This window comes from Rhodopseudomonas boonkerdii (genome assembly GCF_021184025.1).
GTDB classification, from domain to species: Bacteria; Pseudomonadota; Alphaproteobacteria; order Rhizobiales; family Xanthobacteraceae; genus Tardiphaga; species Tardiphaga boonkerdii.
Genome location: NZ_CP036537.1, coordinates 2,775,695 through 2,788,764, shown reverse-complemented (window position 1 = coordinate 2,788,764; position 13,070 = coordinate 2,775,695). Strand labels below are relative to the sequence as shown.

General features: G+C 63.1%; 11 protein-coding genes. All 11 read right to left on the bottom strand.

The window, feature by feature from the left end:
* Positions 1–345: 345 nt before the first annotated feature.
* The 11 genes from E0H22_RS12945 to nuoL all read right to left on the bottom strand — a co-directional run bounded on the left by E0H22_RS12945 (position 346) and on the right by nuoL (position 13,065).
* Complete coding sequence (locus E0H22_RS12945; RefSeq protein ID WP_233026341.1) at positions 346–1,044, bottom strand: ABC transporter ATP-binding protein; 699 nt, start codon at positions 1,042–1,044, stop codon at positions 346–348.
* Positions 1,045–1,053: 9 nt separating this feature from the next.
* Positions 1,054–2,322: a lipoprotein-releasing ABC transporter permease subunit gene (locus E0H22_RS12940; protein ID WP_233026026.1), complete on the bottom strand. Its 1,269-nt coding sequence runs from the start codon at positions 2,320–2,322 to the stop codon at positions 1,054–1,056.
* An 88-nt stretch (positions 2,323–2,410) separates the two neighbouring features.
* A complete protein-coding gene (gene proS / locus E0H22_RS12935; protein ID WP_233026024.1) occupies positions 2,411–3,730 on the bottom strand; it encodes a proline--tRNA ligase in 1,320 nt (439 codons plus the stop codon).
* Between the two features lie 614 nt (positions 3,731–4,344).
* Positions 4,345–4,749, bottom strand: a complete 405-nt coding sequence (locus E0H22_RS12930) for a hypothetical protein (protein WP_233026023.1) — start codon at positions 4,747–4,749, stop codon at positions 4,345–4,347.
* Between the two features lie 34 nt (positions 4,750–4,783).
* On the bottom strand, positions 4,784–5,059 hold the full coding sequence (locus E0H22_RS12925) for a DUF1467 family protein (protein ID WP_233026021.1): 276 nt from the start codon (positions 5,057–5,059) through the stop codon (positions 4,784–4,786).
* Positions 5,060–5,066: 7 nt separating this feature from the next.
* The gene (gene mce, locus E0H22_RS12920; protein ID WP_233026020.1) at positions 5,067–5,471 is read right to left on the bottom strand and encodes a methylmalonyl-CoA epimerase; all 405 of its coding nucleotides are present in this window, start codon (positions 5,469–5,471) and stop codon (positions 5,067–5,069) included.
* 36 nt (positions 5,472–5,507) lie between these two features.
* The gene (locus E0H22_RS12915) at positions 5,508–7,181 is read right to left on the bottom strand and encodes a ribonuclease J (RefSeq protein ID WP_233026019.1); all 1,674 of its coding nucleotides are present in this window, start codon (positions 7,179–7,181) and stop codon (positions 5,508–5,510) included.
* Positions 7,178–7,993, bottom strand: a complete 816-nt coding sequence (locus E0H22_RS12910) for a biotin--[acetyl-CoA-carboxylase] ligase (protein WP_233026018.1) — start codon at positions 7,991–7,993, stop codon at positions 7,178–7,180. Before E0H22_RS12910 ends, E0H22_RS12915 begins: the two co-directional genes overlap by 4 nt.
* Entirely contained in the window at positions 7,993–9,429 is a 1,437-nt protein-coding gene (gene nuoN / locus E0H22_RS12905) for an NADH-quinone oxidoreductase subunit NuoN (protein ID WP_233026017.1), read from the bottom strand. The genes E0H22_RS12910 and nuoN overlap by 1 nt, the downstream gene beginning before the upstream one ends.
* Positions 9,430–9,454: 25 nt before the next feature.
* Positions 9,455–10,978 (bottom strand): NADH-quinone oxidoreductase subunit M, encoded by a 1,524-nt coding sequence (locus tag E0H22_RS12900; RefSeq protein WP_233026016.1) that lies wholly within the window; start codon positions 10,976–10,978, stop codon positions 9,455–9,457.
* Entirely contained in the window at positions 10,978–13,065 is a 2,088-nt protein-coding gene (nuoL, locus tag E0H22_RS12895) for an NADH-quinone oxidoreductase subunit L (RefSeq protein WP_233026015.1), read from the bottom strand. Before nuoL ends, E0H22_RS12900 begins: the two co-directional genes overlap by 1 nt.
* Positions 13,066–13,070 lie beyond the last annotated feature (5 nt).

Sequence of the window (13,070 nt, the reverse complement as noted above, 5' to 3'; positions counted from 1 at the left end):
CCACCGCGACGGTTTTTGGCCGAGGGACCGTGCTTCCGGGTACTGGAAGCTGGCAGGTGCCCTGCCATCGGACCGGCTTTCGCCAGCCGTCATCCGCACCCGTCCAGCCGCAAGCGGCAGAGCCCCGTAGTGGGCCCGGACGGTGACCCCAGGCCTCCCGAGTGCGAGGGATACGTCCTCCCCCGCCCGCAGGCGCCGCATCTCGCCCCGCTCAAAGACGCCTCATGAGAGCGCCCCTCGCGAACAAGACGGGAGGGATATGGACGATCATGGGAATTTTGTCAAGAACAAAATGGGAACAAAATGGCGCCGAGCCGTAGGGCGGATCTACGGTCACAGCCAGCTTTACGGCAGCTCCACGACCTTGCCGTTGTCGAGCGACACCCGGCGATCCATGCGGCCGGCGAGCTCCATATTGTGGGTCGCGATCAGCATCGCCACCCGCGTCGCCTTCACCAGTTGCATGAGCGCGTTGAAAACGTGATCGGCGGTGTGCGGATCAAGATTGCCGGTCGGCTCGTCCGCCAACAGCACGCGCGGTGCATTGGCGACGGCACGGGCAATCGCGACGCGCTGCTGCTCACCACCGGACAATTCCGCGGGACGATGGGTGACACGCTCGCCGAGACCCAGATAGGCGAGGATCTCCTTCGAGCGCTGCACCGTCTCCTTGCGCTTCAGCCCGCGGATCATCTGCGGCAACATCACATTTTCCAGCGCGGTGAATTCCGGCAGCAGGCGATGCGACTGATAGACGAAGCCGATATCGGTGCGACGGATCTGGGTGCGTTCGGCATCCGACAGGCCCGAGGTCGCGACGCCGCCGACATAGACCTCGCCTTCATCGGGACTTTCCAGCAGACCGGCGATATGCAGCAAAGTCGACTTGCCGGAGCCCGACGGCGCCACCAGCGCCACCGACTGCCCGGCCCAAAGCCCGAGCTTGGCATTGTCGAGGATCGTCAGCAGGCTTTCGCCCTGGGTGTATTGCCGCTTGATGTCGTGCAGATACAGAACCGGTGTATCTTCATCCCCCTGCGCCATCTCAGCCACTCACTCGTATCGCAGCGCGTCGACCGGATCGAGCCGCGCGGCGCGCCATGACGGATACAGCGTGGCGAGGAAGGACAGCGTCAAGGCCATGATGACCACTGCACTGGTTTCGCCGACATCGATCTCCGCGGGCAATTTGGACAGGAAATACAGCTCCGGCGAGAACAGTTCGGTCGAGGTCATCCAGGAGATGAACTGCCGGATCGCCTCGATATTCATGCAGACCAGAAGGCCGACGCCGAAACCGACCAGCGTTCCGACCACGCCGATGGCCGCGCCCGTGATCAGGAACACGCGCATGATCGCGCCTTGCGAGGCGCCCATGGTGCGCAGGATGGCGATGTCGGCCCCCTTGTCCTTCACCAGCATGATCAGGCCGGAGACGATATTGAGCGCCGCCACCAGCACGATCAGGGTCAGGATCAGGAACATCACGTTGCGCTCGACCTGCAGCGCGTTGAAGAAGGTCGCGTTGCGCTGCCGCCAATCGACCAGGAAGACCGGACGCCCTGCCGCTTCGGTCACCGCCTTGCGGTAGACGTCGATCTTGTCGGGATTGTTCGTATAGACCTCGATGGAGGTGACATCGTTGTTGCGGTTGAAATAGGCCTGCGCCTCGGCCAGCGGCATGAACACGAAGGTCGAATCGTATTCGGACATGCCGATCTCGAACACCGCAGCGACCTTGTAGGGTTTGATGCGCGGCGTGGTGCCCATCGGTGTCACCGCGCCCTTCGGCGCCACCAGCGTGATGTTGTCGCCGGCATGGATCGACAGCTGGTCGGCCAGGCGGCGGCCAATGGCGACGCCCTGCCCTTCGTCGAAACCTTCGAGGGTGCCCTGCCTGATGTTCTTGGCGATGGAGGTGAGATTGTTGAGGTCGGCGGCGCGGATGCCGCGCACGAACACACCCGATGCGCCGAACGCCGACGAACCAAGCGCCTGACCGTCGACCACGGGCGCTGCGAGGCGAATGCCATCGACGCCGTTGATGCGGTCGGCCACCTCCTTCCAGTCGGTGAGCGGACGCTCGAGCGGCTGCACGAGGATATGACCGTTAAGGCCGAGGATCTTGTCGAGCAGTTCCTTGCGGAAGCCGTTCATGACGGCCATCACGATGATCAGCGTGGCGACGCCGAGCATGATGCCAACAAAGGAGAAGCCGGCAATGACCGAGATGAATCCCTCCTTGCGGCGTGCACGGAGATAGCGTCCGGACAGCAGCCATTCGAAGGCAGCAAAGGGTGGGGTTCGAACTGGCTCGCTCATGGCATCATCCGTCGCCCGACTCCCATACGAATCGGGCTTATTCTAGCCGCATCGCAGCGGATGCGGCGACCATGCAGTGGATAAGTCGTCAGGACGTCAGCTTTGCGACGACCTCAGCCGGCGCGATGTTCTCGCGCGAACCATCGCTGCGCTTCTTCAGCTCGACCTTGCCTTCCGCGAGGCCCTTCGGACCGACGAGGATCTGCCAGGGCACGCCAATCAGATCGGCGGTAGCAAACTTGCCGCCGGCACGCTGGTCGGTGTCGTCGTAGAGCACGTCCACGCCCTTGGCCGTGAGCTCCCTGTAAAGCGCCTCGCAGGCGCCGTCGGTATCGGCCGAGCCCTGCTTGAGATTGAGGATGGCGGCCCGGAACGGCGCAACTTCCTCGGGCCAGATGATGCCGTTGTCGTCGTGGCAGGCCTCGATGATGGCGCCGAGCAGGCGCGACACGCCGACGCCATAGGAGCCGCCATGGATCGGCACCTCGGCGCCATCCGGACCGGCGACAGTGGCCTGCATCTTGTCGGAATATTTGGTGCCGAAATAGAAGATCTGGCCGACCTCGATGCCGCGGGTGTTCAGCCTGCGCTCGGGCGGCACCTCGCTCTCGAAGCGGGCGGCATCGTGCACGTCTTCGGTCGCGGCGTAGATCGACGTCCACTGATCGATGATGGGCGTGAGATCGCCGCCGTAATCGACATCGGACGGCGGGATCGGCAGATCGAGCACGTTCCTGTCGCAGAACACGCCGGACTCGCCGGTCTCGGCGAGCACGATGAATTCATGGCTGTGGTCGCCGCCGATCGGACCGGTCTCGGCGCGCATCGGAATCGCCTTCAGGCCCATGCGGGCGAAGGTGCGCAGATAGGCGACGAACATCTGGTTGTAGGACCGCTTCGCCGCGGCTTCGTCGATGTCGAAGGAATAGCCGTCCTTCATCAGGAATTCACGGCCACGCATGACGCCGAAGCGCGGGCGCTGCTCGTCGCGGAATTTCCACTGGATGTGATAGAGATTGAGCGGCAGGCTCTTGTAGGATTTCACGTAACCGCGAAAAATCTCGGTGATCATTTCCTCATTGGTCGGCCCGTAAAGCAGCTCGCGCTTGTGGCGATCGGTGATGCGCAGCATCTCCGGGCCGTAAGCGTCATAACGGCCGCTTTCGCGCCAGAGATCGGCGAGCTGCAGGGTCGGCATCAGAAGCTCGATGGCACCGGCGCGGTTCTGCTCCTCGCGTACGATGGCCTCGATCTTCTTGAGCACGCGCAGGCCGAGCGGCAGCCACGCATAGATGCCGGCGGCTTCCTGGCGGATCATACCGGCGCGCAGCATCAGGCGATGCGAGACGATCTCCGCTTCCTTCGGCGTTTCCTTGAGGATGGGAAGAAAATAGCGCGACAGCCGCATCGTGAAGCCTAAGGAATCGGAGTGAAGAAAGAAGGCCCGAGTGAAACCGGATCGCCGGACAAAACACAAGGGCGGCTGCTCGATCTGTTGGCTGTCGAGCGGGAGGCAGCGGATGCCGCAAACGCTGCATTGCGCAACCTCCGCGTTATAACCCCTGCAAACGCCGAGAATGCCACAACCCACAGTGGCAGGACATCAACGAATTCTATGCATGCCTCAATTTTGAACAGACTATGCCGAAATTGATGACAAACACAAAAAGTTCAGCTACGACTCGAAACTCAGACAAGTCCGCAAGGGGGCGTCTGGAACGGTCCAAGTCTTAACGGTCCAAGTCTCGGGAGGAACCCTGACGCGCTCAAGCAGCGTCAACCCGCCAATCAAGGATAAAATCCAACGATCGGGGTATATAGGGTCATACAATTTTCCGAGCAGGGCCGAGTGCCCTGCTCTTTTTTTTGGAGCAGATGCTTCACGAGAAGCGCGCTCTCTTTCGCCAATCCAGACCATCGATGCAAGCCGCCGACACGCGGCCAATTGTTGCACGCAAATCGCAGGGCGGATCAGGCAAGCCATCATCCGCCGGCCGAATGCGTTTGGCGAAGAATGGCGGATTACGCCTTCGGCTGATCCGTCCTACGCACCACATCGCGCTTCGGCTTGATGCCGGACAGCCACGAACAAACGAGTCCCTGGGACGCGCCGACGAGGCCGAAGGTCAGTATCTGCGGCAGCGGGATCGGTACCGATGTCCAGATCAGCAGCATGGCGATGCTGACGACGTAGCCGGTGATGGCCGAGGTCAGCACCTTCGGCCACAGGCCCATCTTGTCCTCGAGAAACCAGTCCTCGCCCCACATGATCAGCGAGGGAATGAGACCGAACCAATAGGCGAATGGCAGCCCCATGATGAAGCCGGGAAAGCCGCCGATCACCTTTCCGCTCAGGAGTTCGCGGATCTCGAATGCCGTAAAGCCGACGGCCGGCCCGAGCAGCAGAAACAGCAGGAAGCGCTTCATGCGATCGCTCTCCATGGTGCCTGCGAGCGCGGCCTCACAGCGGAATGCCCATCAGCTGCGACAGCCGCTCGATGTTGAGCCAGCCGGCATTGTGCGCGGCCATGCCCGCGGCGAAGAACACCGCCGACAGCACGGTCGTCCAGATCAGCTTGCGCCCCATGCGCGCCATCACGGGTGCGCCGGGATCGGTGCCTTCGACGCCCTCGCCTGCTTCCTGCTGGCTGCGGACACCGAAGGGCAGCGTGAGAAACAGCGTCACCCACCAGATCACGAAATAGATGGCGAGCGATGTGGAGATCGTATAGGCCATCGCGCCCTCAGGACTGTTCGATCTCGACCAGCGCGCCGGAAAAATCCTTCGGATGCAGGAACAGCACCGGCTTGCCATGGGCGCCGATCTTCGGCTCGCCATCGCCGAGCACGCGGGCGCCTTCCTTGATCAGCAGGTCACGCGCCGCGACGATATCGGGCACTTCATAACAGATGTGATGGATGCCGCCGTCGGGATTGCGCTCGACGAACTTTGCGATCGGCGACGCCTCGCCGAGCGGCTCGATGAACTCGATCTTGGTATTGGGCAGCGTTGCGAACACGGTGTAGACGCCGTGCTCGGGCAGCGGCACGCGATCGGAAATCTCGGCGCCGAAGGCGGTGCCGTAAATCTTCGCGGCCTTCGCCGCGTCGGCCACCGCGATCGCCACGTGGTTGAGCCTGCCCAGCATGATGTTCCTCCGTCTTGTTCTTGCGTCGTTGTTTTCTTATTCGACCGTCAGGACCTGTACATAACAGATGGTCTTCTTACCCCAATGTTCGGCGATGGTGGAGCGGACCGCGCGCCGCACCGACTCCGCCATGGCATCGGGATCGCGCTTGCGGGCCCGCGGCAGGTTCTCGACCGTATCGACAACGACGTCGTAGACGATGTCATCGAGCAGCTGGCCGGCGGCGTTCTTCTCGGGGATGCCAATCAGATCGACGGCGGGATCGTCGACCAGCTCACCCTTATCGGTGACCGCCAGCGCGACCATCGCGCAGCCGGCAAAGCCGAGACGGCGACGTTCGGTAACGGCGCGCGACTTCTCGTTCTCGAGGATCATGCCATCCTTGAACAGCCGGCCCGACGGCAATTGGTCGATGACCGCGGGATTGCCGGGACCGAGCACGACGAGATCGCCGGTCTTGACGATCATCACCTTCGGTACACCGCAGGCACGCGCGAGCTTGGCGTGCTCGGACAGATGCAGTGCTTCGCCATGCACCGGGATCAGCAATTCCGGACGCACCCATGAGATCATGTCGCGGAGTTCGTCGCGGCGCGGATGGCCGGAGACATGCACGAGGGCGTCGCGGTCGGTGACGACTTCGATGCCCTGGGTGACGAGACCGTTGACGATGGTGCCGACGGCCTTCTCGTTACCGGGAATGGTACGCGACGAGAAGATCACGGTGTCACCCTTGTTGAGGGTCACGAGCGGATGATCGTCGTTGGCGATGCGCGCCAGCGCGGCGCGGCTTTCGCCCTGGCTGCCGGTGCAGAGCGCAAGCACCTTGTCCGGCGGGAAATGACCGTAATAATCGGCATTGCGGAACGCCGGCAGGCCATCGAGATAGCCGCATTCGCGCGCCACCTGCACCACCCGCTCCATGGCACGACCGACCAGCACGACCTCGCGGCCGGACGCCTGCGCTGCTTCGGCGACGGCGCGGACTCGGGCGACGTTGGAGGCGAAGGTGGTGACGGCGACGCGGCCTTTCGCGGCCATCACAAGCTTGGTGAGCGTTGCCGCGACTTCCATCTCGGACGGCGAGCGGCCGTCCCGCACGGCATTGGTGCTATCGCCGACGATCGCCAGCACGCCTGCATCGCCGAGTTCGCGCAGACGCTTCTCGTCGGTGGGCTTGCCGATAATCGGCGTCGGATCGATCTTCCAGTCGCCGGTGTGCAGCACGGTGCCGACCGGCGTATGCAGCGCGATGGCGTGAGATTCCGGAATCGAATGTGCGACCGGAATGAACTCGACATCGAACGGGCCGATAGTGATGCGAGCGCCGGATTCGACGACCGTGACCGGGATCTGCGGCGCACCGCGCTCGGCCGCGCATTTCGCTTCGAACAGCGAGGCCGAGAACTTGGTCGCATAGATCGGGCATTGCAGCTTCGGCCACAGATCGATGATAGCGCCGAAGTGGTCCTCATGGGCGTGGGTCAGCACGAGACCGACGAGGTTCTTCTTCTGCTTCTCGAGGAAAGTGATGTCGGGCATCACGAGGTCGATGCCGGGGAGATGCTCTTCGTCGCCAAAGTAGACGCCGAGATCGATCGCCAGCCAACTCCGCTGATGGCGGTTGCCGAGGCCGTAGATCGACAGGTTCATGCCGATCTGGCCGACGCCGCCCAGCGGCGCAAAAGTGAGTTCGTCCGGTCGTGTCATCCTGCAGTCCTTGCCGACGCCGCGGAGCCGAAGTGAACGTCGCCCGCCGAGATCGGCACGCGCCGGCCGTCCGCAGTCGCGACGATCAGACAACCGGCGTCGTCAATCGTATCGAAGATTCCTGAAATGGTGGAGCTTCCTGTCTGTACCGAGACGGGCTCGCCGAGCCCTGCGGCCCGTTCCAGCCAGGCCGCCCGGATGGCGCTGAAACCGCGGCCGTTGTCCCAGATGGCGCGATAGTCCGCCCAGGCGTCTGACAGCGCAGCGAACAGCCCCTCGGCATCAACGTCGATACCGAGTTCGCGGAGCGAGGTGGCCGGATATGGCGTGTCCTTGGGGGATGCAACGACATTGATGCCGATCCCGACGACGACCGCAAGGCCGCCCGTAGCCATCGGTTCAGCCTCCAGCCCTATACCGCAGATCTTGCTCCTGCCAGCAAGAACGTCATTCGGCCATTTCAGGCGAAAGTCCATCCCCGCCGATCCGGGTCCGCGAAGCCGCGCTTCCAGGCTGACCCGCTGCAGCGCCGCCTCGACCGCAAGGCCAGCCGCAAAGCCCAGCGTCGCCGCCTGAGCCGGAGCGATATCGAGTACTTCGAGGAGACTGTTGGCGAGGTTGCCGCGCGGGGCGACCCACGGACGTTGTCGCCTCCCCCGCCCTGCGGTCTGTTCGGTCGTCACAAACCACATCGGCCCGCGCTCACCGGCGCGGGCGTGTTCCTTGGCATCGTCATTGGTCGAGCCGGTGGTATCGAAGACGGCGAGCTTGGTGCTCGCCGCCCGTGCGCGTGGCCCGAGCGCGAAGGCCACTAGAACAGCGACTTCGCTGCCAGCTGTGCCGCGCTGACCAGCGGAGCCGGATAGACGAAGAACAGGATGTTGAACACGCCGGTCACCGCCAGCACAGTGCGCAGCTCGACACGCATCGGATCGAGTTCGCCGACCGGTTCGTCAAAGTACATCGTCTTGACGATGCGGAGATAATAGAACGCACCCACGACCGAAGCGAGCACGCCGACCACGGCGAGCACGAACAAGCCCGACTTGATCGCCGCCATAAAGACGTAGAACTTGCCGAAGAAGCCCGCGAGCGGCGGCACGCCGGCCAGCGAGAACAGGAACATGGCGAAGAAGAACGCCACCACCGGATTGGTGCGCGACAGGCCGGCGAAATCCTTGATGGTCTCGACCGGCTGGCCGCCCCGCTTCATGGTCAGGATGATGGCGAAGGAACCGAGCGTCATCGCCACATAGATGGCGATATAGATCAGCACGCCCTGCGCGCCTTCCTGGGTGCCGGCCGCGAGGCCGACCAGCGCGAAGCCCATGTGACCGATGGACGAGTAAGCCATCAGGCGCTTGATGTTGGTCTGGCCGATGGCCGCAAATGAGCCGAGCACCATGGAGGCCAGCGACACAAACACCACCACCTGCTGCCACTGCACGGTGATGCCGGGGAATGCGGTGAGCGCGATGCGGGTGAACACGGCAAGCGCGGCCACCTTCGGCGCCGAGGCGAAGAAAGCGGTGACCGGGGTCGGCGCACCTTCGTAAACGTCCGGCGTCCACATGTGGAACGGCACGGCCGAGACCTTGAAGCAGAGGCCGGCCAGCACGAAGACGAGACCGAAGACGAGGCCGATATTGCCGACCTTGGCCTCGGCGGCGATGCCGGCGAAGTTCACGGTGCCGGTGAAACCATAGACCATCGAGGCGCCGTAGAGCAGCATGCCCGAGGACAGCGCGCCGAGCACGAAATACTTCAGGCCGGCTTCGGTGGACTTCGCGTTGTCGCGGTTCGAGGCGGCGACGACATAGAGCGCAAGGCTCATCAGTTCGAGGCCGAGATAGAGCGTGATGAGATCGCCGGCCGAGATCAGCACCATCATGCCGATGGTCGAGAGCAGAACCAGGATCGCATATTCGAAGATGCGGCGGCTCTCGTGCTCGAGGAATTCACGCGACAACAGCAGCGTGACGCCGGAGGCGATCAGCGCCAGAACCTTCAGGAAGCGCGCGTAGTCATCGACGATGAAGCTGCCGCCGAAGGTGACGAGCTTGCCCGCCGGCAGCATCAGCTCGGCGACGGCGGTGACGACCAGCAGGCAGATGCCGAGCCCGGTGATCAGCCCGGTCGTCTTCGGCCCGTTGAAGGCGCCGATCATCAGCAGCACCATGGCGCCAACGGCCAGGATGAGCTCCGGCAGCACGGGCAGCAGTGAATAACCAGCGGTGGTAATTGTCATAGCGCGAGTTCCTGGTCCGCTGCGGTCAGTGCAGCAGCGCCGCTGCCTTCACGGCAGAGGTTGCAGCAGCATAATTCTTGACGACGAGATCGATCGAAGCCGCCGACATGTCGAGCACCGGCTTCGGATAGACTCCGAACAGAATGGTGAGGATGGCGAGCGGCACCAGCAGCAGGCCCTCACGGAAGGTCATGTCCTTCATGCTCATCAGCGACGGCTTCACCAGATCGCCGAACACGACTTTCCGGTAGAGCCAGAGCGCATAGGCAGCCGAGAGGATGACGCCGGCGCAGGCGACGGTGGCGGTCGGGATCGAGACCTTGAAGGTGCCGAGCAGCGTCAGGAATTCGCCGACGAAGCCGGACGTGCCGGGCAGACCGACATTGGCCATGGTGAAGACCATGAACAGCATCGCATAGATCGGCATCCGGTTGACGAGACCGCCATAGGCCGCGATCTCGCGGGTGTGCAGGCGGTCATAGACGACGCCGACGCAGAGGAAGAGCGCGCCCGACACGATGCCGTGCGAGATCATCTGGAACACCGCGCCGGAGACGCCCTGCGTCGTGCCGGCGAAGATCCCCATGGTAACGTAGCCCATATGCGCGACCGACGAATAGGCGATCAGCTTCTTGATGTCTTCCTGCATCAGCGCCACGAGCGACGTATAGACGATCGCGATAGCCGAGAGCGTCCACACCAGCGGCGCGAAATACAGCGACGCGTCGGGGAACATCGGCAGCGAGAAGCGCAGGAAGCCGTAGCCACCCATCTTCAGCAAGATCGCAGCCAGCACCACTGAGCCAGCAGTGGGCGCTTCCACGTGCGCATCCGGCAGCCAGGTGTGCACCGGCCACATCGGCATCTTCACGGCGAAGGACGCGAAGAAGGCCAGCCATGCCCACATCTGCAGGTTACGCGGCACCGACGAGTTCATCAGTGTCGGGATGTCGGTGGTCCCTGCGTGCCAGTACAGCGCCATGATGGCGAGCAGCATCAGCACCGAGCCCAGGAACGTGTAGAGAAAGAACTTGAAGGCCGCATAGACGCGGCGCGGTCCGCCCCAGATGCCGATGATCAGGAACATCGGGATCAGGCCGCCTTCGAAGAACAGGTAGAACAGCACGAGATCGAGCGCCGAGAAAGTGCCGATCATCAGCGTTTCCAGAACCAGAAACGCCATCATGTATTCCGGCACGCGCTTCGACACCGACTTCCAGCTGCACAGGATGCAGAACGGCATCAGGGCCGTGGTCAGGATCACGAACGGGAACGAAATGCCGTCCACGCCCATGTGGTAGTTGATGGTCGCAGCCAGCCAGGGCGCCTTTTCGACGAACTGGAAGCCGGCATTCGATCCGTCGTAGCGCGCCACCATGATCAGCGACACCGCGAAGGTGACGATGGTGGTCCACAGCGCGATCCACTTGGCGTTGCGATCGGCGGCCTCGTCGCGGCCGCGGGCCATCAGATAGACGAGGATGGCGCCGACGACCGGCAGGAAGGTGGTGACCGACAGGATCGGCCAGGTCATGACAGAGCCCGACATTACTGGCCCCCCAGGCCGAAGATGAACCAGGTGATGAGCCCGGCCACGCCGATCAGCATCGCGAAGGCGTAGTGATAGAGATAACCCGTCTGCACCTTGACGACGCCGCGGGTGACATCGAGCACGCGCGCCGAGACGCCGTCAGGCCCGAAGCCATCGATGACCATGCCGTCGCCCTTCTTCCAGAGGAAGCGGCCGAGCCACTTGGCCGGGCGGACGAAGATGATTTCGTACAGCTCGTCGAAGTACCACTTGTTGAGCAGGAACTTGTAGAGCAGCGGCTGCTGGTTCGCCAGCTCCACAGGCAGGTATGGCTTGCGGATGTAGAACAGGTACGAGATCAGGAAGCCGAGCACCATCATGACCGTCGGCAGATACGGCACCCAGGTCGGCAGGTGGTGCATCTCTTCGAGGATGTGGGGGTTCATCTTCAGCGATTCGCGGAAGAACTCGGCCACGTGATGTCCGGCAAACGCTTCCTTGAACGGGAAGCCGGCGGCGAACGAACCGATGCCCAGAACGGCCAGCGGAAACAGCATCCACATCGGCGGTTCATGCGCGTGATCGTAGTGCTTCTGATCGTGCGGCTTGCCGTGGAAAGTCTTGAACACCAGACGCCATGAATAGAACGAGGTCAGCAGCGCCGCGACCACGGTCATCAGGAAGCCGTAGAAGGCGAACGGATTGTGCGAAGCGTAGGCGGCCTCGATGATCGCGTCCTTCGAGAAATAACCGGCGGTGAACGGGAAGCCGGTCAGCGCCAGCGTACCGATGGTCATCATCGCATAGGTGAACGGGATCTTGTTCCACAGGCCACCCATCTTCCGGATGTCCTGCTCGTGATGCATCGCATAGATCACCGAGCCCGAGCCCAGGAACAGCAACGCCTTGAAGAAGGCGTGCGTGAACAGGTGGAACATGGCGACCGAATAGGCCCCTGCTCCCAGCGCCACGAACATGTAGCCCAGCTGCGAACAGGTCGAGTAAGCGACGATGCGCTTGATGTCGTTCTGCACGAGACCGATGGTCGCCGCGAAGAACGCCGTGGTGGCGCCGACCAGCATGACGACGGCCTGGGCATTCGGCGCGAGTTCGAACAGCGGCGACATACGGGCGACCATGAAGACGCCCGCGGTGACCATGGTGGCGGCATGGATGAGCGCCGACACCGGGGTCGGGCCTTCCATCGCGTCCGGCAGCCAGGTGTGCAGCAGGAACTGCGCCGACTTGCCCATGGCGCCGACGAACAGCAGCAGACAGGCGAGCGTCAGCGCGTCGGCATGCCAGCCGAAGAAGTTGATGGTCTTGCCGGCCAGACCCGGCGCACCCGCGAAGATGGCGTCGAAATCGGTGGTGCCGAGCAGCATGAAGATCGCGAAGATGCCGAGCAGGAAGCCGAAGTCGCCGACGCGGTTGACCACGAACGCCTTGATCGAGGCGGCGTTGGCGGACGGCTTCTTGAACCAGAAACCGATCAGCAGATAGGAGGCCAGACCGACGCCCTCCCAGCCGAAGAACAGCTGCAACAGGTTGTCGGCCGTCACCAGCATGAGCATCATGAAGGTGAAGAGCGACAGATAGGCCATGAAGCGCGGCCGGTTCGGATCGTCCTCCATGTAGCCGAGCGAATAGATGTGCACGAGCGACGACACCGTGGTGACGACGACCAGCATCACGGCGGTCAGCGTGTCGACACGCAGCGTCCAAGACAGCTGCAGGTCGCCGGTGTTGATCCAGCTCAGCAGCACCACGCGCAGGTCGTGATGGTTGAAGGCGACGTCGGCGAAGGTGATCCAGGACAGCGCTGCCGACACCACCAGCAGGCCGGCAGTGATCAGCTCGGCCGCGCGCGAACCCATCGCGGCCGGCTCGGCCACGTGATGGTGATCGTCATGACCGTGATCGTCGTGACCATGGTCGTCATGCGCATGCGACGCGTGGGCATCGGCATGATGGCCATGATCGCCGTGGCCGTGCGCGTGGTCCATGTCGTCGCCGCTCGGGTTGCGGCCATGCGCACCCGCGAGGGCGATGGCGCCGGCGATCAGCGCACCGATCAGCGGCAGGAATACGAGAGCCTGGATCATGAGTG